We start from the raw sequence: 26,868 nt of genomic DNA on the forward strand, positions 1-26,868 counted from the left end.
GTACAGCGGTAGAGGGGGAGCGCCAAACTGTCTGGTCGCGAGACCATGACAGTTGGAAGAGGGGGACAGAGCGCGGACTTGTGGGAGCGGGTTCACCCGCGATGACGATAGTGAATTCACCGACGTCATCGCGGGTAAACCCGCTCCCACAGGGTCCCGGCGTGTTTCAGTCGTTGCCGGGCAGCATGCGCGTCAGCGTGTTGTCCTTGCGCACATAGTGGTGGTACAGCCCGGCCACGGCATGCAGGCCGATCAGCCAGTAGCCGAGGGTGGCGCACCATTCGTGCCAGCCCTTGACCGTGCGGGCCAGGTCCTTGTCGGGCTGGACCAGCGCCGGCAGTTCGAAGCCGTAGAAGGGGATCGGTTTGTCGGCGGCGCTGAGGATGGTCCAGCCGGCCAGGGGCAGGCCGATCATCAATGCGTAGAGCAGCCAGTGCACCAGGTGCGCCAGGCCGGTCTGCCAGGCGGGCGGGGCGGGCACGATGCGCGGGGTCGGCCGGGTCAGCTTGAGGAACAGGCGCAGCCAGACCAGCAGGAACACGGTCAGGCCGAGCATGAAGTGCAGGGTTTTCATCAATTCCCGCTCGGGGCTGTCCTTGGGGAACAGGCCGCGAAACTCGATGCAGGCGTACACCGCCGCCAGCAGCACCAGCATCAGCCAGTGCAGGGTCACGGACAGGCTGCCGTAGCGCTCCCGGGTGTTGGTCAGGCTCATGGAACATTCCTCTTCAGGTCAGGGATTGCGCTCTTGCTGGCGCTGTTCCTTCACTCTAAACCATCGGATATTGCGTTGCCTTGATGTGGGGCTGGCCCATCTCCACATCTCGGTCAGGGTCCGCGACTTCGTTGAGATGTGTCGATATCCATGCCCATTGCAGGCCGGTCAGGCAGCCGGCAGTTGCGGCCAATGGTCCGAAACCAGGAACGCCCGCTCCGCTTCATGCCAGTCGCCATCCGCGCCCGGCACCAGGCGCACCATCAACTGCGCCTGGGCCTGGGGATCTAGGGCGGCGAGCCAGTCATGCAGGTACTGCCCGCTCCAGACCTCGTCCGCCGCGACCCGCGCCGGCCCGAGCCAGGCCTGGCGCGGCAGCAACTGCCAGCTTCCGGGGGCGCTGGCCGCATGGAAGGCCGGCCAGTCGCGCTGGTGCAGCCAGCGTCCGCGCTGATGTTCGGGGTGCACACCCGCAGGCGAGACGCCAGGCACCGCCCAGGGATACAGCAGGTAGCCACCCAGCCACAGGCGCGCCTCGACCTGGTCGAGCCCCAGGCCAGCGAGGGCGTCGCGGCTTTCCGGACGGCTGGAAATGGGTAGCTGGTGCTCCGCCAGGTGCGCCAGCTTGCGGTCCAGGCGGTCGTGGCAGCCGGGGCCGAGCCATTGCGCCGGATCGCGGCCGTCGCCCGCGTCCGGACCGAGGTAGAGCTTGATCGCCAGTTCCAGGTGATGCACGCCTTCGCGGTCACGCAGCACCATGTCCAACTCGCCCAGGGTGTGCCCGCCCTGGCGGATCGGCAGGTTGGCCGCGAGCAGTTCTACGCCGGGGGCCTGCTGCAAGGCGAACTGCCACAGCCGCTCGTAGTACAGGCCCAGGCGCCGGCTGGCCGAACGCGCCAGCCAGTCCAGCAGCGGCGCGGGGTCCTGATCCAGACGCTGCAGCCAGTCATGCAACTGCTGCGGATCCTCGACCCAGTCGCTGGCACTCAACGGATGGCGTTGCGGCCAGGGCGCGCTGGCCAGCAGCGGCGGCGACAGCAGAGCCCAGGCCAGATCGCGCACCGCAGGCTGGTGCAGATGGCGGGGCAGGGCATGGAGGGCGGCGAACGGATTCATCCAGCGAGCATAGCCCCGTTTGCCGCAGGCCGGGGCACTGGCCCATAATCGGCGCTTAACAACCGTGCTTACCTATGTCGCAAAGCCTTAGCAGGAGCCCCATGGAGCAATTTCGCAATATCGGTATCATCGGCCGCCTCGGCAGCTCACAGGTACTCGATACCATCCGCCGACTGAAAAAATTCCTGCTGGAACGGCACCTGCACGTCATCCTCGAAGACACCATCGCCGAAGTCCTGCCCGGCCACGGCCTGCAGACCTCCTCGCGCAAGCTGCTGGGCGAGGTCTGCGACCTGGTCATCGTGGTCGGCGGCGACGGCAGCCTGCTCGGCGCCGCCCGCGCCCTGGCCCGGCACAACATCCCGGTGCTGGGGATCAACCGCGGCAGCCTGGGCTTCCTCACCGATATCCGTCCCGACGAGCTGGAAGTGAAGGTCGCCGAAGTGCTCGACGGCCACTACCTGGTGGAAAACCGCTTCCTGCTCCAGGCCGAGGTGCGCCGCCATGGCGAGGCCATCGGCCAGGGCGACGCCCTCAACGACGTGGTCCTGCACCCGGGCAAGTCGACGCGGATGATCGAGTTCGAGATCTACATCGACGGCCAGTTCGTCTGCAGCCAGAAGGCCGACGGCCTGATCGTCGCCACCCCGACCGGCTCCACCGCCTACGCGCTGTCCGCCGGCGGGCCGATCATGCATCCCAAGCTGGACGCCATCGTCATCGTGCCGATGTACCCGCACACCCTGTCCGGGCGGCCGATCGTGGTGGACGGCAACAGCGAGCTGAAGATCGTCGTGTCCCAGGACATGACCATCTATCCACAGGTCTCCTGTGACGGCCAGAACCACTTCACCTGCGCCCCCGGCGACACCATCACGGTGAACAAGAAACCGCAGAAGCTGCGCCTGATCCATCCGCTGGACCACAATTACTACGAGGTCTGCCGGACCAAGCTCGGCTGGGGCAGCCGCCTGGGTGGTGGAGGCGACTGATGCTCGATCCCGCGCGCAGTTTCGACCTGATCGGCGATGTACACGGATGTGCCCACACCCTCGAACGCCTGCTCGACGCCCTCGGCTACAAGCGCCAGGGTGGGGTGTGGCGGCACGCCCAGCGCCAGGCCCTGTTCCTTGGCGATATCATCGACCGCGGCCCGCGCATTCGCGAGGCCCTGCATATCGTCCATGACATGGTCGAGGCCGGCCAGGCCCATTGCATCATGGGCAACCATGAATACAACGCTCTCGGCTGGACCACCCCGGCGCCGGCCGGCAGCGGCAAGACCTTCGTCCGCGAGCACACCCCGCGCCACGCCCGGCTGATCGACGAGACCCTGACCCAGTTCGCCGACCACCCCGGCGACTGGCACGACTTCCTCGGCTGGTTCTACCAGTTGCCGCTGTTCGTCGATGCCGGGCGCTTCCGCCTGGTCCACGCCTGCTGGGATGGCCGGGTGATCGACACGCTGCGCCAGCACTATCCGGACGGGCGCATCGACGAAACCTTCGTCCAGGCCTCGGCGCAAAGCGACACCTTCGCCCACCTGGCCTGCAACCGCCTGCTGCGCGGCACCGACATGCGCCTGCCGGACGGCCTCACACTGACCGGCGGCGACGGCCTGACCCGGGCCTTCTTCCGCACCAAGTTCTGGGAGGAAGACCCGCAGACCTACGGCGACATCGTGTTCCAGCCCGATGCGCTACCGGCCGAGGTGGCCAGCGCGCCCCTCAGCCACAGCCAGAAGAACGCCTTGCTGCGCTACGCCGAGGACGAGCCGCTGCTGTTCGTCGGGCACTACTGGCGCAGCGGCAAGCCGGCGCCGATCCGCGCCAACCTGGCCTGCCTGGACTACAGTGCAGTGCTCTACGGCAAGCTGGTGGCCTACCGGCTCGACGATGAAACCCGCATCGACCCGCGCAAGTTCGTCTGGGTCGACGTGGAACGGCCGGAGGCCAGTCAATGAACGTGGTTGAAATCCTGCGCCTGCCGTTGAACGCCGACCTGAGCGGCTTCGTCCAGTTGCTGCGACGCCTGCAATTGCCGCACCGGGTCACCGAGGAAGCGGGCGCGCAGGTGCTCTGGGTCGAGGAATCGCGGGCCGAACAGGCCCTGCGCCTGTACCAGTTGCACCCCGACGGCGATATCGACCCCCAGCTGCTGCCTGCTCCGGAGCCGGAACAGGCGCCACGGCGTCCCGGCGTGGCCGAGCAGCTGCGCGCCAGCAAGGCCACCGCCGCGGTGCTCCTGCTGTCCCTGGTGGTGGCCGGCCTGACCGGGCTCGGCGAGAACTTCCAGACCCTGCGCTGGCTGACCTTCCTCGATTTCCACGTCAAGGGCGACTACCTCTACTTCACCCCGCTGGAGGTCAGCCTGCAGGCCGGCCAATGGTGGCGGCTGCTGACGCCGATGCTGGTGCATTTCGGCATCCTCCACCTGGCCATGAACGGCCTCTGGTACTGGGAGCTCGGGCGGCGCATCGAATGGCGCCAGGGCGCCTTCAGCCTGCTCGGGCTGACGGTGGTGTTCGGCGTGGTGTCCAACGCCGCGCAATACCTGTTCGGCGGGCCCAGCCTGTTCGGCGGCCTGTCCGGCGTGCTGTACGGCTTGCTCGGGCATGTCTGGCTGTACCAGTGGCTGGCCCCCAGCCCGATCTACCGCATGCCCAAGGGCGTGCTGGTGATGATGCTGGTCTGGCTGCTGCTGTGCCTGTCCGGACTGGTCAGCCTGCTCGGCTTCGGCCAGATCGCCAACGCCGCCCACGTCGGCGGGTTGTTGGTCGGATGCCTGAGCGGGCTCTTGGGCGGGGCGCTGGCCCGGCGTAAACTGACGGCTTGATTTGGGAGACGCTATGTCCACTTTTGCGCAAATGATCGAAAACATCACCCCGGAAATCTACGAGAGCCTGAAGCTGGCCGTGGAAATCGGCAAATGGGCTGACGGGCGCAAGCTCACCAGCGAGCAGCGCGAACTGTCCCTGCAGGCGGTGATCGCCTGGGAGATGCAGAACCTGCCCGAGGACCAGCGCACCGGCTACATGGGCCCGCAGGAATGTGCCTCGAAGTCCATCACCGTGCCGAACATCCTGTTCAAGTCGGATGCGATCCATTGATCGAAGTCGGCCGTGGTTCCATTCGCAAGATGGCCGCGCGTCTCGAGACGCCGGTCGTGCAATACGCCTTCCGCCTGGATGAAGTCGAAGTACCGGTCAACCCGATGATCGGCCAGACCGTGCGCCTGGAGTACCTGGGCGCCATCCACTGCAGCCATTGCGGCAAGCGCACCAAGACCAGCTTCAGCCAGGGCTACTGCTACCCGTGCATGACCCGGCTGGCCCAGTGCGATGTCTGCATCATGAGTCCCGAACGCTGCCATTACGACGCCGGCACCTGCCGCGAGCCGTCCTGGGGCGAGCAGTTCTGCATGACCGATCATGTGGTCTACCTGGCCAACTCGTCGGGGATCAAGGTCGGCATCACCCGTGCCAGCCAGTTGCCCACCCGCTGGCTCGACCAGGGCGCCAGCCAGGCCCTGCCGATCCTGCGGGTCGCCACCCGGCAGCAGTCCGGACTGGTGGAAGACCTGCTGCGCAGTCAGGTCGCCGACCGCACCAACTGGCGCGCGCTGCTCAAGGGCGACGCCGAGCCGGTGGACCTGGTGGCCGTGCGCGACCAGTTGTTCGGCAGTTGCGCCGAGGGCATCAGCATCCTCCAGGAGCGCTTCGGCCTGCAGGCGATCCAGCCGCTCACCGATGGCCAGCCCCTGGAGATCCGCTATCCGGTCGAGGCCTACCCGGGCAAGATCGTCAGCTTCAACCTGGACAAGAACCCGGTGGCCGAGGGCACGCTGCTCGGCATCAAGGGCCAGTACCTGATCTTCGATACCGGCGTGATCAACATTCGCAAGTACACGGCCTACCAACTGGCCGTGCATCAGTAAGCCGTGAATCAGCAAAAGGACCGCCACATGCGTACCGAACAGCCGCAAGTGATCTACCTCAAGGACTATCAGGCGCCCGAGTACCTGATCGACGAAACCCACCTGACCTTCGAGCTGTTCGAGGACCACACCCTGGTCCACGCCCAGTTGGTGATGCGCCGCAACCCGGCGCGCGGTGCCGGCCTGCCGCCGCTGGTGCTGGACGGCCAGCAGCTTGAGCTGCTCAGCGTCGCCCTCGACGACCAGGCCCTGGCCGCCGGCGACTACACCCTGGGCGACAGCCACCTGACCCTGCAGCCGACTGCCGCGCAGTTCACCGTCGACACCAGCGTGCGCATCCACCCGGAAAGCAACACCGCGCTGGAAGGCCTGTACAAGTCCAGCGGCATGTTCTGCACCCAGTGCGAGGCCGAGGGCTTCCGCAAGATCACCTATTACCTCGACCGCCCGGACGTGATGAGTTCGTTCACCACCACGGTGATCGCCGAACAGCACCGCTACCCGGTCCTGCTCTCCAACGGCAACCCGGTGGGCAGTGGCCCGCAGGAAGACGGCCGGCACTGGGCGACCTGGGAAGACCCGTTCAAGAAACCGGCCTACCTGTTCGCCCTGGTGGCGGGCGACCTGTGGTGCGTCGAAGACACCTTCACCCGCCAGTCGGGCCGTGACGTGACCCTGCGCATCTATGTCGAGCCGGAAAACATCGACAAGTGCCAGCACGCCATGACCAGCCTGAAGAAGTCCATGCGCTGGGACGAAGAGGTCTATGGCCGCGAGTACGACCTGGACATCTTCATGATCGTCGCGGTCAACGACTTCAACATGGGCGCCATGGAAAACAAGGGCCTGAACATCTTCAACTCCAGTTGCGTGCTGGCCCGCGCCGAGACCGCCACCGACGCCGCGCACCAGCGGGTCGAGGCGGTGGTGGCCCACGAATACTTCCACAACTGGTCGGGCAACCGCGTGACCTGCCGCGACTGGTTCCAGCTGTCGCTCAAGGAAGGCTTCACCGTGTTCCGCGACGCCGAGTTCAGCGCCGACATGAACTCGCGCACGGTCAAGCGCATCGAGGACGTGGCCTACCTGCGCACCCACCAGTTCGCCGAAGATGCAGGTCCCATGGCCCACGCCGTGCGCCCGGACAGCTTCATTGAGATTTCCAACTTCTACACCCTGACCGTCTACGAGAAGGGTTCGGAAGTGGTGCGCATGGTCCGCACCCTGCTGGGTGCCGAGGGCTTCCGCAAGGGCAGCGACCTGTACTTCGAGCGTCACGACGGCCAGGCAGTGACCTGCGACGACTTCATCAAGGCCATGGAAGACGCCAACGGCGTCGACCTGACCCAGTTCAAGCGCTGGTACAGCCAGGCCGGCACGCCGCGGCTGGCGGTCAGCGAGGCCTATGATGCCGCCGCGCAGACCTACAGCCTGACCTTCCGCCAGAGCTGCCCGGAAACCCCGGACAAGGTAGAGAAGAAGCCGTTCGTGATCCCGGTGGAACTGGGCCTGCTGGATGCCCAGGGCAACGACCTGCCGCTGCGCCTGCAGGGCGAAGCCGCCGCCGTCGGCACGTCCCGCGTGCTCTCGGTGACCGAGGCCGAGCAGACCTTCACCTTCGTCGATGTCGCGGCGAAACCGCTGCCGTCGCTGCTGCGCGGCTTCAGCGCACCGGTCAAGCTTTCGTTCCCGTACGATCGCGACCAGCTGATGTTCCTCATGCAGCACGACAGCGATGGCTTCAACCGCTGGGAAGCCGGCCAGCAGCTGTCGGTGCAGGTGTTGCAGGAACTGATCGGCCAGCACCAGAAGGGCGAGCCGCTGGTCCTCGACCAACGCCTGGTCAGCGCCCTGGGCAGCGTGCTGGGCAACGACTCGCTGGACCAGGCCATGGTCGCCGAGATGCTCTCGCTGCCGAGCGAGGCCTACCTCACCGAGATCAGCGAAGTCGCCGATGTCGATGCCATCCATGCCGCCCGCGAGTTTGCCCGCAAGCAACTGGCCACGCAGCTGTTCGACGGCCTGTGGGCGCGTTACCAGGCCAACCGCAGCGCCTCGCGGCAGACCGCCTACGTGGCCGAGGCCGAGCACTTCGCCCGGCGTGGCCTGCAGAACATCGTGCTGTCGTACCTGATGCTCGGCGGCAAGCCGGAAGTGCTCGAAGCGACCCTGGAGCAATACGACGCCTGCGACAACATGACCGAGCGCCTCACCGCCCTGGCGGTACTGGTCAACTCGCCGTTCGAAGCCGAGCGGGCCAAGGCCCTGGCGGCGTTCGCCGAGCACTTCAAGGACAACCCGCTGGTCATGGACCAATGGTTCAGCGTCCAGGCCGGAAGCACCCTGCCGGGCGGGCTGGCACGGGTGCGGGCGTTGATGGAGCACCCGGCGTTCACCATGAAGAACCCGAACAAGGTGCGGGCGCTGATCGGTGCCTTTGCCGGGCAGAACCTGGTCAACTTCCATGCGGCGGATGGTTCGGGCTATCGCTTCCTGGCGGATATCGTCATCGAACTGAACGCGCTGAACCCGCAGATCGCCTCGCGGCAACTGGCGCCGCTGACCCGTTGGCGCAAGTACGACGACAAGCGTCAGGCGTTGATGAAGGGCGAGTTGCAGCGGATCCGCGATTCCGGATCGCTGTCCAGCGATGTGTTCGAGGTGGTGAGCAAGAGCCTCGCCTGAGGTGAGAGAAGGCCGCGAAAGCGGCCTTTTTTGTCAGGGATGGTCCCTCATGGAACACTGCATAACTCACTGATTTAACTGGCCCCTGTGGGAGCGGGTTTACCCGCGATTACGTCGGTGATGCCACTACCGTAATCGCGGGTAAACCCGCTCCTACAGGGGCCGCGTCGCTCTTGGACCTGTTCTCTGCGCGACAGCGCAGCCAGCAACCCCATCACCCCTCCGATAACAAAAGATAACGTCCCGTTCGTTGTCAGCCCTTCGCAAACCCCGATAGGATGGCCATCAGCTATTGCAGGGCTCTGGAACACGCTTTTCGCAGTACCTGCAGATGGATTGACCCAAATAACAAGAATCGGGGGACAGATCTGTGACCGGACCTCTAACAGCGGGTACTGGCAGCGCCCATCGCGCACGCCCATGGGCCCTGGCGGCCAGCGCGGCATTGTTGCTGGCGATGGGCCTGTGGACCAACAGCGTCGAAGCGGCCAGCGCCGCCGCGGCACCTGAAGCCGAAGTCTGGTCGACCGTCTCGACCAAGGCCGACAAGGGCCTGCTGCTCGACGTGACTCACGCTGGCGCACGCCTGGTCATGGTCGGCGAACGCGGCCATATCCTCTTCTCCGACGACCAGGGCAAGACCTGGACCCAGGCCAAGGTGCCGACCCGGCAACTGCTCACCGCCGTCACCTTCGTCGACGACAGGCACGGCTGGGCCGTCGGCCACGACGCGCAGATCCTCGCCAGCAGCGACGGCGGCGCCACCTGGACCAAGCAGTTCGAAGACCTCTCCCGCGAAGCGCCGCTGCTCGACGTCTGGTTCGACAGCCCGCAGCACGGCCTGGCCATCGGCGCCTACGGCGCCATGCTCGAAACCAGCGACGGCGGCCAGCACTGGCAGGACGTCGGCGAGCGTCTCGACAACCCCGACCAACTGCACCTCAACGGCATCACCCGGGTCAAGGACGCCGGCCTGTTCATCGTCGGCGAGGCGGGCACCATGTACCGCTCCAGCGACGACGGCCAGACCTGGCAGAAGCTCGACAGCCCCTACGAGGGCTCGTTCTTCGGCGTGATCGGCACCGCGAAAGCACAGACCCTGCTGGTCTACGGCCTGCGCGGCAACCTCTACCGCTCCACCGATTTCGGCGACACCTGGCAGCAGGTCGAACTGCAAGCCGCGCGTGGTCCGCTCGAATTTGGCCTGTCAAACGCTACGCTTCTCGATGATGGCAGTCTGGTACTGGTAGGCAACGGCGGCACCGTCCTGCGCAGCAGCGACGACGGCGTGACCTTCAGCGTCTTCAACCGGGCCGACCGCCTGGCGCTGGCTGGAGCCAGCAGCCTGTCCGACGGCAACCTGATCCTGGTGGGGCAGGGCGGCGCGCACTTTGCCGCCACCACCGGTGCCGAGAGGGCGCAACCATGACCGTTCGGGAGCAGTTCAGCATGAATCAGCACCATCAGGACAAGCCCACCACCCTGGAGCGCCTGATCTTCAACAACCGTCCGGCAGTGATCGCCATCTGCCTGCTGGTCAGCGTCTTCCTGTTCTGGCAGGCGACCCTGATCCGCCCGTCCACCAGCTTCGAGAAGATGATCCCGCTGGAGCATCCGTTCATCCAGAACATGCTCGAACACCGCAACGACCTGGCCAACCTCGGCAACACCGTGCGCATCTCGGTGGAGGCGGTCAACGGCGACATCTTCGACAAGGACTACATGGAGACGCTGCGGCAGATCCATGACGAGGTGTTCTACATTCCCGGGGTCGACCGTTCCGCGCTGAAGTCGCTGTGGAGCCCGGCGGTACGCTGGACCGAGGTGACCGAGGAAGGCTTCTCCGGCGGCGAGGTGATCCCCAACACCTATAACGGCTCGCAAGACAGCCTCGACGCCTTGCGCAACAACGTGCTCAAGTCCGGCCAGATCGGTCGCCTGGTGGGGAACAACTTCAAGTCGAGCATCGTCGACGTGCCGCTGCTGGAGTCCTACCCCGACCCGCAGGACCCGGGCAAGCAGGTCAAGCTGGACTACCAGCAGTTCTCCCACCAGCTTGAGGAGAAGATCCGCGACAAGTACCAGGCGCAGAACCCCAACGTGAAGATCCACATCGTCGGCTTCGCCAAGAAGGTCGGCGACCTGATCGACGGCCTGATGATGGTGGTGGGCTTCTTCGGCATCGCCTTCGTCATCACCTGGGTGCTGCTGTACTGGTTCACCTGGTGCATCCGCAGTACGGTCGCGGTGCTGATCACCACTTTGGTGGCGGTGGTCTGGCAACTGGGCCTGATGCACGTGGTCGGCTTCGGTATCGACCCGTACTCGATGCTGGTGCCGTTCCTGATCTTCGCCATCGGCATTTCCCACGGCGTGCAGAAGATCAACGGCATCGCCCTGCAATCCAGCGGCGCCGACAACGCCCTCACCGCCGCACGACGGACCTTCCGCCAGCTGTTCCTGCCGGGGATGATCGCCATCCTTGCCGACGCCGTGGGCTTCATCACCCTGCTGATCATCGATATCGGGGTGATCCGCGAGCTGGCCATCGGCGCCTCCATCGGTGTGGCGGTGATCGTCTTCACCAACCTGATCCTGCTGCCGGTGGCGATTTCCTATGTCGGCATCAGCAAGAAGGCCATCGAGCGCAGCAAGCGCGACGCGACCTGCGAGCACCCGTTCTGGCGCCTGCTGTCGAACTTCGCCAGTGCCAAGGTGGCCCCGGTGTCCATCGTCCTGGCCCTGCTGGCCTTCGGCGGCGGCCTCTGGTACAGCCAGAACCTGAAGATCGGCGACCTCGACCAGGGCGCGCCGGAGCTGCGTCCGGACTCGCGCTACAACAACGACAACGCCTTCATCATCGACAACTACTCCACCAGTTCCGACGTGCTGGTGGTGATGGTCAAGACCCCGAGCGAAGGCTGCTCGGCCTACCAGACCATGGCGCCCATCGACGAACTGATGTGGACCATGCAGAACACGCCGGGCGTGCAGTCGGCGATTTCCCTGGTGACCGTGTCCAAGCAGATGATCAAGGGCATGAACGAGGGCAACCTGAAATGGGAAAGCCTGTCGCGCAACCCAGAAGTGCTGAACTCCTCGGTGTCCCGTGCCGACGGCCTGTACAACGCCGACTGCTCGCTGGCGCCGGTGCTGGTGTTCCTCAACGACCACAAGGCCGAGACCCTCGACGGCGTGGTCAAGGCGGCCAAGGCCTTCGCCGACACCCACCAGCGCGAAGGGCTGGAGTTCCTCCTGGCAGCCGGCAACGCAGGCATCGAGGCGGCGACCAACGACGTGATCAAGTCGGCCGAGCTGACCATCCTGATCCTGGTCTACATCTGCGTGGCGGTGATGTGCATGATCACCTTCCGCTCGTTCGCCGCGACCCTGTGCATCGTCCTGCCGCTGGTGCTGACCTCGGTGCTGGGCAACGCCCTGATGGCCTTCATGGGCATCGGCGTCAAGGTCGCCACCCTGCCGGTGGTGGCCCTGGGCGTGGGCATCGGCGTGGACTACGGCATCTACATCTACAGCCGCCTGGAGAGTTTCCTGCGTGCCGGCCTGCCGCTGCAGGAAGCCTATTACGAGACCCTGCGCTCCACCGGCAAGGCCGTGCTGTTCACCGGCCTGTGCCTGGCCATCGGCGTGTGCACCTGGATCTTCTCGGCCATCAAGTTCCAGGCCGACATGGGCCTGATGCTGACCTTCATGCTCCTGTGGAACATGTTCGGTGCCCTGTGGCTGCTGCCGGCGCTGGCGCGCTTCCTGATCAAGCCGGAGAAACTCGCCGGGCAGAAGGGCAACTCGATCTTCGCCCACTGATCCTGCGCTGAACCCTGCCGCGGGCCTGACGTCACAACGTCAGGCCCGCGTTGCATTTGGGCTATCATTGCGCCTTTCCTCGACCATGGCAGTTCCCCGATGACCACCCTTTCCCAAGCCCTGCAAGCCTGCGACATGCTGCTGATCGACGGCCTGCACGCCTTCGACTTCGTCCATGACGACAACGGCCTGCGCCTCGAATGCATGGACGGCCGCGCGCTCAAGCGCTGGGCCTTCACTCCGGCGCAGATCGACGCGGCCCGTGCCGACGGCGGCGACTGGCTGATTGCTGGCGACAGCGGCGAGCATCGCCTGGTGTGCATGAGCGCGCTGAAAGCCTCGGAGGACGATGAAGACGACGATGAAAGCGCTGCTGAGCCTGCTGATCGTTAGTGCCATGAGCATGACCGTGCAGGGCCACGAACTGCTGGTGGGTGGCTACGGCGACAGCCTTTATCGCTATCGCTTCAGCGAGGGGCGCATCCAGGCGCCGCCGTTGCAGGTGGTGGCGACGCCCAATGCCTCGTGGCTGATCCTGTCGGCGGACGCTCGCCGGGTGTTTGCGGTCAACGAGCAGGCGCCGGGGCGGGTCTCGGCGTTCAGCCTTGATCGGCAGCACGGAATAAGCGCGTTGAACCAGGTGAGCAGTGACGGCGCCGAGCCGACCCACGGCAGCCTGAGCCATGACGGGCGTTTCCTGTTCGTCGCCAACTACGGCGGCTCCAATGCCGAGGGCGGCAATCTGGCCGTGCTCCCGGTGCTGGCGGACGGCCGCCTGGGCGAGCCGGTGCAGCAGGTGCGGCATGCGGCGAGCAAGGTCGATGGGGCGCGCCAGGCCACGCCTCACGTGCATTCCATGGTGTCGTCGCCGGATGGTCGCTATGTGTTCGCCAGCGACCTCGGGGCGGACCGGGTCTTCGCCTATCGCTACGACGGCGACAAGGTCCAGCCACTGGAAGTCTTCGGTTCGGTGGCGTTGCCGCCGGGCAGCGGGCCGCGGCATTTGCTGTTCAGCGCCGATGGCCGGCACGCCTGGCTGACCCTGGAAATGAGCGCGGCGGTGGCGCTGTTCGATTATCAGGACGGGCGCTTGACCCTGCGGGGCACGGTGCCCCTGACCGACAGCAAGGATCCCGGGGCCAGGGCCGCGGCTGCGCTGCATGCCTCGGCGGACGGGCGTTTCCTCTATGTCAGCAACCGCGGTACGGCCAACGAGCTGGTGGTGTTCGCCATCGATCCTGTCGATGGCGGGTTGAAGCAGGTCCAGCGGCGTTCGGTGGAGGGTGATCATCCCCGGGAGTTCGCCCTCGATCCGACGCAGGACTTCGTCCTGGTGGCGAACCAGAAAAGCGCTGAAATCGTGGTGATCCGCCGCGATCATGACAGCGGCAGGCTGGGCGAGGTGGTGCAGCGATTCCCTCAGGTCGCGCCTTCGGACCTGAAGTTCGTCGACTGACTATCGATGGCCTCGATAGTCGTTACTGGTGCAATGAATTTTTCCCTGTGGCGGCAGCGGCGTAGTTTTGGACCCAAGCCAGACGGCTGTTCAACTCAACGTTTTCGAGGCCAGACCGATGAACTTCAATCTCTTCCCCGTGATCGCCGCGTCCGCCATTTCCGCTTCCGTGGTCCAGGCCGCCAATGCCCATGTCGAGCTGAGCGAGCGCAAGGCCGCTACGCCGAGCTACACCACTGAATACCTGCGCCAGAGTGCCAATTTCTATGCGGCGCTGGATCACAAGATCTCGCATTGATTCCGGGCTGCATACGGCCCTTGTAGGAGCGGGTTTACCCGCGATGACGATGGTGAATTCACTACAGCAATCGCGGGTGAACCCGCTCCTACAAGGTCCGCGTCAAGCCTTTCAGCATTGCTTGGCCATGATCGCCTTGAACAGCTCCGATTCCAGCCAGCCCTGCAGCCAGGCCCTCAGCCTGGGATAGGGGGCCTCGGCGAACCACTGCGGTTCGACCCCGGCGAACTGGCGGATAAACGGCATCAAGGCGGCATCGGCCAGGCTTGGATGCTCGGCGAGCAGGTACTGCTGCTCGCCGAGCATCCGCTCCAGGTCGGCCAGGATCACCTCCGCCTGCTGCCGGTAGTGCTCCCGCGAATGCTCGGGATAGCGCTCGGCATACTTGTAGTGGTTCAGGTGCAGCTTGAACTCGCCATCGTTGCGCGCGATCAGTGCGTCGATCCGCGGATCGCCCTGTAGCCGCCAGTCCTGCGGATCATGCTGGTCCAGCGCCCAGCGCATGATCTCCAGGCTTTCCTCCAGCACCCGCCCACCCAGGTCGAGCACCGGCACCGTGCCCTTGGGCGACAGCGCCAGCATCTGCGCCGGCTTGGCCTTCAGGCTGACTTCCTCGATCCGCACCGCCACCCCGGCATAGCGCAGGGCCAGGCGGGCGCGCATGGCGTAGGGGCAGCGGCGGAACGAATACAGGATCACCCGTTCACCTCCAGGCTGCTCAGGCCATTGCCCTGGCGACGTACCTGGATCTGCACGCCGATCCGCTCGTGCATTTCCTGCACGTGGGAGATCACCCCGACCTTGCGCCCTTGGGCCTGCAGGCCGTCGAGGGCGTCCATGGCCAGTTGCAGCGACTCCGGATCGAGGCTGCCGAAGCCTTCGTCGATGAACAGCGATTCGATGCGCAGGGTGCTCGACGCCATGGACGCCAGGCCCAGGGCCAGCGCCAGGGACACCAGGAAGGTCTCGCCGCCGGACAGCGAATGCACCGAGCGCAGTTCGTCACCCATCTCGGTGTCCTGCACCAGCAGGCCGAGCTGGCTGCCGCCGCGTTTCAGGCGGTAGCGCTTCACCAGCTGGCGCAACTGGTGGTTGGCGTGGTGCACCAGCAGGTCGAGGTTGTAGCCCTGGGCGATCTTGCGGAAGGTGTCGCCGCTGGCGGAACCGATCAGGTCGTTGAGGCGACCCCAGCGCAGCATGTCTTCCCGCGCCGCGCCAATGCGTTCGGCGAGGCTCTGGCTGGCCTGCTGGCGCCGCTGGTCCTCGGCCTGGCGGGCGCGCAGTTCGGCGCATTGCTGCTCGTGTTGCTCCAGGCGCTGCTGGCTGGCGAGCAGGGCCTCCTGCAGTTCGTCGAGAGAACGTTCGCTGAGGTTCAGTGCCTGGTGCTGCTGCACCCGCTCATCGCGTTCCTGGACCCGCACGCCGGCCTGTTCCACAGCCTTTTCCGCCGCTTGCAGACGCTGGCGCAGGTGCACGACCTGTTCGTCGTCCATGCCCAGCAGGGCGTCCAGGCCCTGTTCGTCCAGCTCCGGATGGGCCTGGCGCCATTGCGCGATGGCGGCATCCAGTTGCTGGCGTTCCTGGTCGAGGGCCTGGTGCTGGTCTTCGCGTGCCTTCAGTTCGCTGGCCAAGGCTGCGGCTTCGGTGCGGGTTTCCTGCAAGTGCTGGTTGCTCGTGGCCTCGGCGGCGCGCGCCTGTTCCACCGCCTGTTCCAGTTGCTGCTGCCAGTGCTCGGCATCGCGGTGCTCGCCGATCAGTCCGGCCAGGGCTTCACGAGCCTGTTGCTGCTGGGCTTCGAGGGCGGCCAGCTGCTGTTGCAGCTTGTCCAGCTCGCGCTGGTGCTCCTGCTGCTTCGCTGCGCCGCTGTCGCGTTGCTTGAGACGTTCGGCCAGTTCTTCCTGCTCGTCCTTTTGCTGGTCGAGCAGTTGCTTGCGCGCGCCGAGGCGCTGGTCGAGGTCGAGGAAGGTCGGCGCCGGATCCGCTTTCAGCGCGCTGAATATCTCCGCCGGCAGCAGGCTTTCGAACGGCGCCAGGTCCTGTTGCAGCCGCTGCTCGTCGGCGTTCAGGGCGTCCAGCTGCTGGTTCAGTTGCTGGGTGGCCTGCTGGCTGGACTCGCTGGCCTGTTGCAGCTCGCGCTGCAGGCGCGCGGCGTCCTGTTGCAGGCTGAGCAGGGCGCCCTGGCGCTGTTCATCGCGGGCGATATCGTCATTGAGGCGACGCAGTTGCAGGTCGAGCCACTTGCTGCGGGCGCCGGCGTCGTGCTCGGCCAGCTGTGGATAAAGTGCATGGCCTTCGAGTTCCGGGGCCAGGGCCTGGAGCTGGGCGGCCAGTTGTTCCTGCTGGTGCTGGTATTCCTTGAGCTGGCCCTTGACGCTGCCGAGCTGCGAGCGCAGTTCGTCGAGCTTCTGGTTCAGCTCGTCGACGGCACGCTGGGCATTGGCTTCCTCGTCCTGGTCGTGACGGGCGAGGTTTTCCAGCAGCGCTTCCGGCTGGTGATAGGGGTGCTCCAGGCTGCCGCAGACCGGGCAGGGCTGCTCGTCCTGCAGTTGCGCGCGAAGTTCCTCGACGCTGGCGCTGCGGGCCAGGCGCTGGCGTTCCAGCAACTGGCGGGTCAGGGTCAGGGCCTGTTCAGCGGCGATCTTGTCCTGCTTGCCTTGCAGGCCGGCGGCCATCAGCTCGCTGTGTTGCTGCTGGGCGGCGTGCTGGCGTTCGCCGAGGGCTTGCAGGTCTTTATCGACTTTCTGCTGGCGGTCCCACAGCTGGTTCAGGGACTCGAAGCCGCGTTGCAGCTTGCGGTTGTCCTGCAACAGCGTGCCCAGCAGGCCGATCTGCTCGGCCAGGGCCTGGGGCTCGGCCTCGGCTTCCTTGAACAGCAGCTCCAGCCCGTTGCGCAGTTCCGCACACTGGCGAGCCTGGGTCTCGGCGCGCTGCTGCAGCGCCGGCAATTCCTTGCGGCCCTTGGCCAGGCGATTGGCGGTGAGCATCACCTGCTGGAGCTGACCGCGGTAGGCGTTCCAGGAGTCACCCAGGTCGGCCAGTCCGGCGCTCTGTTCCAGTTGCGTGGCGATGCTCGCCAGGGACTGTTCATGGCGCTGCTGGTGCTCGACCAGCGTGGCCAACTGGCCCTGGGCGTCGCTGCAGGCCTGTTGCGCCTGGGCACTGGCTTCGCGGTCGCGGTTCAGGTCCTGCTCCAGGCGCGCCAGGCTGTGCTGGATCTCGAAGGCCTGGCGCAGGCGCGGGGCGTTGTCGTTCTGTTGTTCGCGGGCGCTGGCCAGGGCTTCGCGCGCCGTGCCCAGGGCCTGCTCCAGGTGTTGCTGGCGCTCACCCAGTTCGAGCTGTTGCCGGCGCTGCTGTTCCAGGGCACTGGCCAGCGGCGTCAGCTGGTTCAGCACGTCCTGGCGGCGGGCGAACTGGTGCCGCTGCGGCGCCAGTTGTTCCAGGCGGGTCAGGTTCAGGCGCTCTCCGGCCAGCTGTTCCCAGTCCTGGCGGGCACTGGCCAGGGCCTCGGCAGCGGCGCGCTGCTGTTGTTGCAGGGTCAGCAGTTCGTTGAGCCAGTTGCGCTGCTGTTCGAACTGGCGCTGTTGCGCCTGCTCGTCCTTGAGTTGCAGCTGGGCATCGGCGAGGTGCTGGTCGAGTTCGGTGCGGGCGTCCTCGGACATCGGCAGCACGCCGCTGGCTTCCTGCTCCAGCGCCTTGTGCGCCTCGGAGGCTTCCCGCGCCTTGATGAAGGCGCGGCGCCCCAGCTGGCTGTAGATCGCCGTGTTGGTGAGCTTTTCCAGCAGCTCGCTGCGTTCCTTGTCGTCGGCCTTGAGGAAGGCGCTGAACTCGCTCTGGGCCAGCATCACCGCGCGGGTGAACTGGGCGAAGTTGAGGCCCAGGCGTGCCTCGATCAGCTGTTCGTACTCGCGCTTGCTCTGGTTGCTCAGCAGTTGCTGGGTGTCCAGGTCGTGCAGGCTCTGACGGCTGCCCTGCAGCTTGCCGTTGGCTTTGTCGCGGGCGCGGTTGGTTTCCCAGCGGGCGCGGTAGCGGTGGCCGTCGATGCCGACGAAGTCCACCTCGGCGAAGGCACTGCCGGTGCCACGGCGCAGCAGGGTGCGCGGGTCGTTGGTGAGAATTTCGCCGTCGGCGTCGGGGACCTTGGTTTCCCGGCCGATATTGTCCAGCCGCGGCACCGTGCCGAACAGCGCCAGGCACAGGGCGTCGAGCAGGGTGCTCTTGCCGGCGCCGGTGGGGCCGGTGATGGCGAACAGGCCGGCGCTGGCCAGTGGTTCGGCGGTGAAATCGACTTCGAAGGGGCCCGCCAGCGAGGCGAGGTTCTTCAGGCGGATGGCGAGGATCTTCATGCCGGTTCCTCTTCTTGCTGGACGTCCTGCAGGAGCAGGGCGAAATCGGCCAGGGTGCGTTCGTCGGCGACGCTGCCGTAGGCCTGTTCCCAGGCGCGGGCGAAGAGGTCTTCCGGGCGCAGCTGGCTGAGTTCCATCAGGCGCTCGTCGTCGTCGCCTTCGGCGCCGGCGCGTCCGGCGTATTCGGCGGCGATGCGCACCAGGCGCACGGCCTTGCCCTGCAGGGCGGCCTCGATCTGCTGGCGCAGGTCGGGCTGGGGCTCGTCCAGTTGCACGCGCACTTCCAGCCACGGCTGGCGTTGCTCATCGGCGAGCAGATCGGGTTCCGGCAGCTCGTTGAGCTGGGCCAGGACTTCCACCAGCGGCGCCGGGCCCACCCGTTGCAGGGCCACGGCCCGCGGCACGCGGCGGCTTTCCACGCTGACCAGGCTGGCGCCCTTGAACTCGACTTCGAGGATCTGGTGCGGATAGTTGATTTCCGAGAACGACAGCGGGATCGGCGAGCCGCAGTAGCGGATGCGTTCCTCGCCGTTGACCTTCTGCGGCTTGTGTAGGTGGCCGAGGGCGACATAGCCGATGTCGGCGCCGAACAGGCTGGCCGGCAGGGCTTCGGCGTTGCCGATGATCAGGCTGCGTTCGGAGTCCTCGGACACCGAGCCGCCGGCCATATGCGCATGGCTGACGGCGATCAGCGCCTGCTTCGGCCCGCGCTTGGCCAGGGCGGCGGCGATGAGTTTCTCGTGGACCTGGGCGATTCCCCGCAGGTAGTCGTCGCCCAGCACGGCGCCTGTGACTTCCGCCGGGCGCAGGAAGGGCAGGGCCAGGCACCAGCCATGGACCTTGCCCTTGGCGTTGGTCAGGGGGATGAGCAGGCGCTCGCTGTCCAGCAGGCCTTCGTCCAGCCATTGCACGCGGCCGAGGGCATGGGTGCGCAGGCTGCGCATGAGCGGGCCGGGCAGTTCGATGCGCGAGCCGGAGTCGTGGTTGCCGGCGATCATCACGATGGTCAGGGCCGGCTGTTGCTCGTGGGCCTGGACGATGAAGTTGTACAGCTGTTCCTGAGCTTTTACCGGCGGGTTCACGGTGTCGAAGATATCCCCGGCGATCAGCAGGGCATCGGGCTGGCGCAGCTTCAGCTGGCCGAGCAGCCAGTCGAGGAAGCAGGCATGTTCGAAATCGCGCTCCTGGCCATGGAGGGTTTGCCCCAGGTGCCAGTCGGAGGTGTGAAACAGACGCATGGGATGTCCTGTGACGGGGGCAGGATGGAAAACCGGTAATGGTACCTGAATGCAGGGACTTTGAACTGGATATGGGACCCTGTGGGAGCGGGTTTACCCGCGATTGCGCCAGTGAATTCACCGACGCAATCGCGGGTGAACCCGCTCCTACAGGGTTCGCGGCGCAGGAACTATTTTGGATAGAGCGGCGGCAGGCTGGTGTTTTCGCCCTGGGCCGGCTGCGCCTGTTCCGCCGCCGGGATGGTGCTGATCGCCCGCCACAGGTCCTCGCCCTGCCAGTACTGCCCGGCTTCGCTGTACAGCGCGCTGTTCAGCCCGTCCAGCGCATCCGACAAGGGCACGAAGCGCGCCGCCATGTCCGCCAGGGTCTGCGGCTGCTGCCGGGCCCAGGCGTCCAGGGCCTGGCGCGTGGCCTGCGGGTCGTTGGCCTGGCAGGCGCGCTTGAGGTCGTCGAGCAGGGTGCGCGGGCTCGGTCCGGCCTGGATCGCCCGCGCCACCGCCGGCTGGGAACGGGCGCGCCACCACAGGGCGAAGCCGGCCAGGGTGGTCAGCGCCAGGATCAGGGTGCTCAACTGCCACGGCCAGAGCAGCGCAGTGCCCCGGTCCGTGGTCACGCTCGGCGTCTCCGCGCTCAGCGCCGGGTTGTCCTGCACGCTCAGGCGATGGGCCGGCAGGCTGCTGTGTTCCAGGTGGTCCTCGCGGGTGTTCCACCAGGCGATTTCCAGGCTCGGCAGTTCCAGGTCGCCGCTGTGGGTCGGCACCAGCGCTTCGCGTTCCTCGCGACTGCCGATCAGGCCACGCTCGTCGATCTGGTTGCGCAGTTGCGGCTGGTCCGGATAACGCCGCAGGCCGGCGATCTCGGTGGCGGGCAGCGGGGTCAGCTGGGTGCTGGACAAACCCTCGGCCTTGATCGTGACACCGCGGGTCAGCGAATCACCGATCTGGATCGGACCCTGGCCCGGGTCGGGGCTCCAGTGTTCTTCCAGGGTCACGCTGCGTGCTGGCAGCCACGGCGCCCCGGCCGGATAGCCGGCGGGAATCGGCTTGACCTGCAAGGGCAGCTCCCGCGAACTCACCCGCACCTGGCTGTTGCCGGCTGCATTGGGGCTGTCGCTGTCAGCCCCGGCGCTGGTGGCGCTGAAGGTCAGCGACGGCACCGTGACCGTGCCGCTCTGCTGCGGGTACAGGGCGTAGCGCATCTCGATGACGCCATGGCGGATGCCGTTGATCAGCTTCTCGTAGGTGCGCGACTCGCCCAGCGGCTCGATCTTCACCCCGTCCAGTTGCAACGGGCTGAGGCTGCTGTCGTCGTACAGCGACACCGAGTGGTAGATGCGCAGGGTCAGCACGGCCTGGGCCTGCACGTAGACGCTGTTCTGGTCGAGGCTGGCCTCGACGAACACAGGGGCGAGCAGGGTGACCGGGGTGTCTTCGGCTACCTGGACCTGCAGCTGGATCGGCTCGCTGTGCAGTTCGCCCAGGTGCAGCGCGGGGATTTCCAGGGTGCCGGCGCGGCGCGGCATCAGCGTCACGACCCAGCGGGTGGTGGCTTCGTTCTGCCCGTCGAGGGTGTTAAGGCTGTTGAGCTGACGGGTGCCACGCACTTCGAAATCGGCCTGCAGCGGCGTCAGGTCCGGCTTGCCGAACTGGGTGACGTCGCGGATTTCCAGGGTCAGCTCCAGGGTTTCCGCGGTGCTCAGCTGGCTGCGGTCGACACTGGCCAGCAGCCCCTGGGCCTGGGCCTGCAGGGCGAAGAAAAGACAGAAGACGAAGGCGCAGACGCGGCTCATCGATGGGGTTCCTGAAGTTGTTGCTGTTCGTACCAGAACTTGCGCCGCAGCAATTGTGATGGATTGTCCGGAATCTGCCGCAGCCATTGTTCCAGGGCCTGGCGCTGTTCGGCGTCCAGGGTGCTGCCGGTGGGGCGCTGCGGCGGCTGGGTGACGGATTCGTCGTCATCGCCGTTGGCAGTCTGCGGCGCCTGGGTGGTGTTCTGCTCCTGGGTTTCCCCGGGCTCTTCGCCGGGCTTTCCCGCTTCATTCTGCTCGTTGCTCTGCTGCTGGTTGTCGCTGTTGTCGCCGGGAATCGGCTGGCCCGGTTGCTGCGGGTTGTCCTGCTCCGGTTCCTCGGGCGGCGGCGTCTGTTCCTGCTTGCGTTGTTGCAGCAGTTGTTCCACCAGGGCCTTGTTGGTCAGCGCCGGCTGCAGGTCGGGCTGGCGCTCCAGGGCTTCCTCGTAGGCATCCAGCGCGGCCTCCAGCTCACCGCCACGGGCCAGTGCATTGCCGCGGTTGTAGTGGCCAGCGGCACTGTCGTCGAGGGCGAACTGGCGCGCCGCGCCGGTGAAATCGCCGGCTTCGTAGAGGGCCCAGCCTTTCCATTGCGGGTCCTGGAAGTGCTTTGCCGCCTCCGCCGGACGGCGTTTTTCCAGCAGGTGCTGGCCCTGCTGGTCGGGGCGTCGCCACAGGTCGCTGAATTCGAAGGCGTACGACGGCTGCGGCAAACAGAACAATAGCGGCAGGCAGAACAGCCAGCCACGCCGTCCGGCGCAGGCGGCGAGCAACAGCAGCGGCAGCAGCAGCCAGTAGCCCTGGTCGGCCCAGGTATCCAGCTGCACGGTCTGGCCGTCGTGGGTCAGTGCCTTGGGCTGGTCGAAAAGGCCCAGGCCACGCAGGTCGAGGTCGTCGATGCGGGCGTGGCGGTAGCGGCCACCGAACTCGGCGACGAAACGCTTGAGGCTGGAGCTGTCCAGCCGCGGCATGAGGATGTTGCCGTCGGCGTCCTTGAGCAGTTCGCCATTGGCCTGCTTGACCGGCGCGCCTTCGGCGCTGCCGACGCCGAGCATCAGCAGTTCCGGGCCGTTGCGGCCCAGGGCCTGGTCGATGCCTTGGCGTTCCTCGTCATTCAGCGCCGAGGCGATCAGCAGCAGCCGCCCCTGGCCCAGGGCGCCCTGGGCGAGCAGGGCACGGCCCTTGCGCACGGCGAGGTCGGCGCGTTGCCCGGGTTGCGGCATGATGCCCGGCTCCAGCGCTTCCAGCAGGTTGCGGCTGGTGCCGAGGTCGTCCGACAGCGGCACCAGGGTGTGGGCGCTGCCGGCGTAGACGACGATGGCGGTCTGGCTGTCGCGGCGGTGTTCGAGCAGGTCGAGGATCTTGCGCCGCGCCTGTTCCAGGCGGGTCGGTGGGGTGTCTTCGGCCATCATCGCCGGGGTCAGTTCGAGCAGGATCACCAACGGGTCGGCCGGGCGCTGGCGGGTTTCTTCCAGGCGCTCCCAGCTCGGGCCGATCAGGGCCAGCACGCCGAGCAGCCAGGCCAGGCCGAGGGCCACCCAGGGCAGCTTGCTGTCGTGGCCGCTGCCACCGCCGAGCAGCACGCCATGGAAGGCCGGCGGCAGGATCATCTGCCAGCGCCCGGCACGTTTCTGCCGGTGCCAGAGTTTCCACAGCAGCCAGCCGAACAGCGGCAGCAGGAGCAGCCACAGCGGACGCATGAAGTGCGGCAGCAGGTCGCTCATCGACGTCTCCTCAGGCGCAGGCGCTTGAGGCGCTGGCGCCATTCCGGGTGCGGCTGGAGGAAGTCGGGGCGGCGCAACAGGCGCTGGAGCAGGCGTTGCAGCAGGTGGTCGGGCCAGCGCTCGCGGATCACCAGGGCGATGCTCAGCAGCAGCGCCGCGGCCAGCGGCCAGGCGTACAGGGGCTCGGCGGTGCGGGCCTGGGTCGGTTGCTGTTCCACCGGTTCGAGCAGGTCGAGGGTGTTGCCGATGGCCTTGAGCTCGGCACCGTCGCGGGCGCGGAAGTATTCGCCATGGGTGATCTGGGCGATCTCGCGCAGCGAGGCTTCGTCGAGGTCCAGGCTCGGGTTGAGGCCGAGCTGGCCCACCGTGCCGCTTTCCTCGGCGCTGGCGCCGATGCCGATGGTGTAGATGCGGATGCTTTCCTGGGCGGCCAGGCGCGCGGCGGTCAGCGGGTGGATCTGCCCGCCGTTGTTGGCCCCGTCGGTGACCAGGATCAGCACGCGGCTGTCGGTGGGGCGCTGGCGCAGGCGTTTCACCGCCAGGCCAATGGCGTCGCCGATCGCGGTGTTCTTGCCGGCGATGCCGATCTGCGCGTCGTCGAGGAAGTTGCGCACGGTGCGCCGGTCGAAGGTCAGCGGCGCCTGCAGGTAGGCCTGGCTGCCGAACAGGATCAGGCCGACGCGGTCGCCTTCGCGCTGCTGCAGGAAGTCGCCGAGCAGGTCCTTGACCAGCGACAGGCGGCTGACCTCTTCACCGTCCCAGCTCATGTCGGGGAAGTCCATGGAGCCGGACACGTCCACCGCCACCAGCAGATCGCGGCCGCTGGCGGCCACCGGTAGCGGTTCGCCCAGCCACTGCGGGCGGGCGGCGGCGCACAGCAGCAGCAACCAGACCAGCACGAACGGCGCCTGCTGGCGCAGGGTCGGCAGGTTCAGGCGGGCGCGGCGCCCGGCCAGGCCTTCCAGCTCGTCGAGGAAGCTGACCTTGAGCACCGGCTCGCCGCTGTCCGCCGCCGGCAGCAGCAGGCGCGCCAGCCATGGCAGCGGCAACAGCACGAAGATCCACGGCCAGGCCAGTTCAAACATGCTTGCGGATCCAGGTTTCGACCGCCTGGTTGAGTCCGGCGATGGCCTTGTCGTCGAGGCGGCATTCGGGCTTGTAGGTGCCTTCCACCAGGACCATCCAGCGGGTCAGCCCGGCGGCCGGGCAGCGGTTGTCGAGAAAGGCCAGCCATTGGCGGCCATTGAGGGTATGGCTGTGGCTGTCCGGGTAATGGTTGCGGCACAGGCGCTTGAGCAGGGCATTGATCTGCTGCAGCCAGGCGCCGGCCGGGGCACCGTCGTAGGGCTTGGGCAGTTGCGCCAGTTCGGCGAGGGCGGCGACGCGGATCGGGTCCAGCGGCTGTTCCGCCCGCGGCAGCGGGGCCTGGCGCGGTCGCCAGTGGCGCAGGCGCCAGGCGCCCCAGCCGAGCAACGGCAGGATCAGCAGCAGCGCCCACCAGCCCGGAGCCGGCGGCCAGGCGCTGATCGGCGGCGGGGCGATCAGCGGTTGCAGTTGCGCCAGGGGATTCATCGTGGCTTGCCCGCCCGTTGCGGATCGAGGTACTCGCGCAGCTGCTCGATCATTTCGCTCTGGGTGCTCAGCGGCATCAGCACCACCCGCAGCTTCTGCGCGAGCATTTCCCAGCGCTCGATGCGGGCCTCGCTCTGCTGGCGGTAGCTCTGGCGCAGGTTGCTGTCGAGGGTGTCCAGCTCCAGTTGCGCGCCGCGCTGGGCGAACCGCAGCAGGCCGGCGGCGGGCAGGGCGTGGTCGAGGGGATCGGAGAGCGGCAGCAGGAGCAGGTCGCAATGCCGCGAGAGCAGGCTCAGTTGCTGCTCGACGCCGGGATTCAGCGCGCGTTCGTCGCAGAGGATGATTGCCAGGCTGCCCGGGCGCAGTACCTCGCGGGCGCGGCGCAGGGCGGTGCCGAGGTTGTCGCCCTGGGGCACGGCCTCGGTGTGCAGGGCCTGGTTGGCCCGGGTCAGGCGGTTGAGCAGTTGCAGCAGGCTCTGCTTGCTGCGGCGCGGCTTGATCTCGTGGTGCTCGTTGTCGCCGAACACCAGCCCGCCGATGCGGTCGTTGTGGCCCAGTGCGGCCCAGCCGAACAGCGCCGCGGCCTGGGCGGCGAGCACCGACTTGAACATCAGCCCCGAGCCGAAGAACAGCCGGCGGCTCTGCTCGACCATGATGAAGATCGGCCGCTCGCGTTCTTCATGGAACAGCTTGGTGTGGGGCTCCTGGGTGCGTGCGGTGACCCGCCAGTCGATGTTGCGCACATCGTCGCCGGCCTGGTACACGCGCACCTGGTCGAAGTCCACGCCGCGCCCGCGCAGCCGCGAGTGGTGCAGGCCCACCAGCGGGCTGCGCTGGCCGGGCGCGGAGAAGATACGGACCTCGCGCACCCGGTGGCGCATCTCGATCAGCTCGGCGAGGCTGACGCGGATGCCGGGAGCGGCCAACAGTTGACTGGGCATGGGGTCAGGCGACGGCGACGACGTCGAGGATGCGCTGGATCACCCGGTCCTGGTCGATGCCGGCGGCTTCCGCCTCGAACGACAGGATGATGCGGTGGCGCAGCACGTCGAACAGCACCGCCTGGATGTCTTCGGGGCTGACGAAGTCGCGGCCGGCCAGCCAGGCGTGGGCACGGGCGCAGCGGTCGAGGGCGATGGAACCGCGTGGGCTGGCGCCGTAGGCGATCCAGTCGCCCAGCTCGGCGTCGTACTTGGCGCCGTTGCGCGTGGCCATGACCAACTGCACCAGGTATTCCTCCACCGCGTCGGCCATGTACAGGCCGAGGATCTCCTTGCGCGCGGCGAAGATCGCCTGCTGGCTGACCCGGCGCTCGGGCTTGGTTTCGCCATTGAGGGCTTCGCCACGGGCCTGCGACAGGATGCGACGCTCCACGGCGGCATCCGGGAAGCCGATCTTCACGTGCATCAGGAAACGGTCGAGCTGGGCTTCCGGCAGCGGGTAGGTGCCTTCCTGCTCGATGGGGTTCTGCGTGGCCATCACCAGGAACAGCGGCGACAGCTCGTAGGTGCTGCGGCCGACGCTGACCTGGCGCTCGGCCATGGCTTCGAGCAGGGCCGACTGGACCTTGGCCGGGGCGCGGTTGATTTCGTCGGCCAGCACCAGGTTGTGGAAGATCGGGCCTTGCTGGAAGACGAAGCTGCCGGTTTCCGGACGATAGATCTCGGTGCCGGTGATGTCCGCCGGAAGCAGGTCGGGGGTGAACTGGATGCGGTGGAACTGGGCCTCGATACCGTCGGCCAGTTCCTTGATGGCCTTGGTCTTGGCCAGGCCGGGAGCGCCTTCGACCAGCATGTGGCCGTCGGCCAGGAGCACGATGAGCAGACGTTCGACCAGTTTTTCCTGGCCGAGGATCTGGGTGGAAAGAAAGGTGCGCAGCGCGATCAGCGCTTCACGGTGTTCCATCGTGACGTTTCCTGGAGTGGCGCCCGGGGCGGCATGCAGCGCCCGGACAGGGGCTGATACTTTAATCCATCCGGGGGGGTGGCGACTAACGGTACGGGGGAAATCTTTTACGGGGGCGGGGCGGATTTCTGGCGTCAAACCGCAGCATTCGAAACCTGATGCGTACCCTGTGGGAGCGGGGTCACCCCCGATTGCGGTGGCGGATTCACCGCCGCAAAAGCGGGGGGACCCCCGCCCACCGGGTACGCGTGTTGTTGTTTATACTTTT

Annotated in this window: 22 protein-coding genes; 11 read left to right on the forward strand and 11 right to left on the reverse strand. The window is 66.8% G+C overall.

Features of this window, described 5'->3' with window-relative positions:
- Window positions 1-166 precede the first annotated feature (166 nt).
- Both V0R59_RS27540 and V0R59_RS27545 read right to left on the reverse strand, forming a co-directional pair.
- Complete coding sequence (locus V0R59_RS27540; RefSeq protein WP_330077715.1) at window positions 167-715, reverse strand: cytochrome b; 549 nt, start codon at window positions 713-715, stop codon at window positions 167-169.
- A gap of 168 nt (window positions 716-883) precedes the next feature.
- Window positions 884-1,831, reverse strand: a complete 948-nt coding sequence (locus tag V0R59_RS27545; RefSeq protein WP_330077716.1) for a DUF1853 family protein — start codon at window positions 1,829-1,831, stop codon at window positions 884-886.
- Window positions 1,832-1,932: 101 nt separating this feature from the next.
- On the opposite strand from V0R59_RS27545, the gene V0R59_RS27550 reads away from it, so the two are divergent.
- The 11 genes from V0R59_RS27550 to V0R59_RS27600 all read left to right on the forward strand — a co-directional run bounded on the left by V0R59_RS27550 (window position 1,933) and on the right by V0R59_RS27600 (window position 14,031).
- Window positions 1,933-2,823, forward strand: a complete 891-nt coding sequence (locus V0R59_RS27550) for an NAD(+) kinase (protein WP_330077717.1) — start codon at window positions 1,933-1,935, stop codon at window positions 2,821-2,823.
- On the forward strand, window positions 2,823-3,794 hold the full coding sequence (locus tag V0R59_RS27555; RefSeq protein ID WP_330077718.1) for a metallophosphoesterase: 972 nt from the start codon (window positions 2,823-2,825) through the stop codon (window positions 3,792-3,794). The genes V0R59_RS27550 and V0R59_RS27555 overlap by 1 nt, the downstream gene beginning before the upstream one ends.
- A complete protein-coding gene (locus V0R59_RS27560; protein ID WP_330077719.1) occupies window positions 3,791-4,666 on the forward strand; it encodes a rhomboid family intramembrane serine protease in 876 nt (291 codons plus the stop codon). Before V0R59_RS27555 ends, V0R59_RS27560 begins: the two co-directional genes overlap by 4 nt.
- A gap of 13 nt (window positions 4,667-4,679) precedes the next feature.
- Window positions 4,680-4,940 carry a YeaC family protein gene (locus V0R59_RS27565; RefSeq protein WP_330077720.1) on the forward strand — a complete coding sequence of 87 codons (261 nt, stop codon included), beginning with the start codon at window positions 4,680-4,682 and terminating at the stop codon, window positions 4,938-4,940.
- Window positions 4,937-5,767, forward strand: coding sequence for a DUF2797 domain-containing protein (locus V0R59_RS27570; RefSeq protein ID WP_330077721.1), 831 nt, complete (start codon window positions 4,937-4,939; stop codon window positions 5,765-5,767). The genes V0R59_RS27565 and V0R59_RS27570 overlap by 4 nt, the downstream gene beginning before the upstream one ends.
- A 27-nt stretch (window positions 5,768-5,794) precedes the next feature.
- Complete coding sequence (gene pepN, locus V0R59_RS27575; RefSeq protein WP_330077722.1) at window positions 5,795-8,452, forward strand: aminopeptidase N; 2,658 nt, start codon at window positions 5,795-5,797, stop codon at window positions 8,450-8,452.
- A 457-nt stretch (window positions 8,453-8,909) separates the two neighbouring features.
- The gene (locus V0R59_RS27580; RefSeq protein ID WP_330077736.1) at window positions 8,910-9,881 is read left to right on the forward strand and encodes a WD40/YVTN/BNR-like repeat-containing protein; all 972 of its coding nucleotides are present in this window, start codon (window positions 8,910-8,912) and stop codon (window positions 9,879-9,881) included.
- Window positions 9,882-9,901: 20 nt separating this feature from the next.
- On the forward strand, window positions 9,902-12,277 hold the full coding sequence (locus V0R59_RS27585; protein WP_330077723.1) for an efflux RND transporter permease subunit: 2,376 nt from the start codon (window positions 9,902-9,904) through the stop codon (window positions 12,275-12,277).
- Between the two features lie 99 nt (window positions 12,278-12,376).
- Window positions 12,377-12,670, forward strand: a complete 294-nt coding sequence (locus V0R59_RS27590) for a DUF5629 family protein (protein WP_330077724.1) — start codon at window positions 12,377-12,379, stop codon at window positions 12,668-12,670.
- A complete protein-coding gene (locus V0R59_RS27595; RefSeq protein WP_330077725.1) occupies window positions 12,639-13,733 on the forward strand; it encodes a lactonase family protein in 1,095 nt (364 codons plus the stop codon). Before V0R59_RS27590 ends, V0R59_RS27595 begins: the two co-directional genes overlap by 32 nt.
- A 118-nt stretch (window positions 13,734-13,851) precedes the next feature.
- Entirely contained in the window at window positions 13,852-14,031 is a 180-nt protein-coding gene (locus V0R59_RS27600; RefSeq protein ID WP_330077726.1) for a hypothetical protein, read from the forward strand.
- 111 nt (window positions 14,032-14,142) lie between these two features.
- Here the strand turns inward: V0R59_RS27600 and V0R59_RS27605 are convergent, their stop codons facing one another.
- The 9 genes from V0R59_RS27605 to V0R59_RS27645 all read right to left on the reverse strand — a co-directional run bounded on the left by V0R59_RS27605 (window position 14,143) and on the right by V0R59_RS27645 (window position 26,600).
- Window positions 14,143-14,730, reverse strand: coding sequence for a glutathione S-transferase (locus tag V0R59_RS27605; RefSeq protein ID WP_330077727.1), 588 nt, complete (start codon window positions 14,728-14,730; stop codon window positions 14,143-14,145).
- Complete coding sequence (locus V0R59_RS27610) at window positions 14,727-18,374, reverse strand: AAA family ATPase (protein ID WP_330077728.1); 3,648 nt, start codon at window positions 18,372-18,374, stop codon at window positions 14,727-14,729. Before V0R59_RS27610 ends, V0R59_RS27605 begins: the two co-directional genes overlap by 4 nt.
- Window positions 18,371-19,612, reverse strand: a complete 1,242-nt coding sequence (locus V0R59_RS27615) for an exonuclease SbcCD subunit D C-terminal domain-containing protein (RefSeq protein WP_330077729.1) — start codon at window positions 19,610-19,612, stop codon at window positions 18,371-18,373. Before V0R59_RS27615 ends, V0R59_RS27610 begins: the two co-directional genes overlap by 4 nt.
- 170 nt (window positions 19,613-19,782) lie before the next feature.
- Window positions 19,783-21,402, reverse strand: coding sequence for a BatD family protein (locus tag V0R59_RS27620; protein ID WP_330077730.1), 1,620 nt, complete (start codon window positions 21,400-21,402; stop codon window positions 19,783-19,785).
- Complete coding sequence (locus V0R59_RS27625; RefSeq protein ID WP_330077731.1) at window positions 21,399-23,123, reverse strand: VWA domain-containing protein; 1,725 nt, start codon at window positions 23,121-23,123, stop codon at window positions 21,399-21,401. Before V0R59_RS27625 ends, V0R59_RS27620 begins: the two co-directional genes overlap by 4 nt.
- Window positions 23,120-24,208, reverse strand: coding sequence for a vWA domain-containing protein (locus V0R59_RS27630; protein WP_330077732.1), 1,089 nt, complete (start codon window positions 24,206-24,208; stop codon window positions 23,120-23,122). The genes V0R59_RS27625 and V0R59_RS27630 overlap by 4 nt, the downstream gene beginning before the upstream one ends.
- Window positions 24,201-24,695 (reverse strand): DUF4381 domain-containing protein, encoded by a 495-nt coding sequence (locus V0R59_RS27635; protein WP_330077733.1) that lies wholly within the window; start codon window positions 24,693-24,695, stop codon window positions 24,201-24,203. Before V0R59_RS27635 ends, V0R59_RS27630 begins: the two co-directional genes overlap by 8 nt.
- On the reverse strand, window positions 24,692-25,636 hold the full coding sequence (locus V0R59_RS27640; protein ID WP_330077734.1) for a DUF58 domain-containing protein: 945 nt from the start codon (window positions 25,634-25,636) through the stop codon (window positions 24,692-24,694). Before V0R59_RS27640 ends, V0R59_RS27635 begins: the two co-directional genes overlap by 4 nt.
- Before the next feature lie 4 nt (window positions 25,637-25,640).
- Complete coding sequence (locus V0R59_RS27645; RefSeq protein ID WP_064303528.1) at window positions 25,641-26,600, reverse strand: AAA family ATPase; 960 nt, start codon at window positions 26,598-26,600, stop codon at window positions 25,641-25,643.
- Window positions 26,601-26,868: the final 268 nt, after the last annotated feature.

Source organism: Pseudomonas ulcerans (genome assembly GCF_036324125.1).
Taxonomy (GTDB): domain Bacteria; phylum Pseudomonadota; class Gammaproteobacteria; order Pseudomonadales; family Pseudomonadaceae; genus Aquipseudomonas; species Aquipseudomonas ulcerans.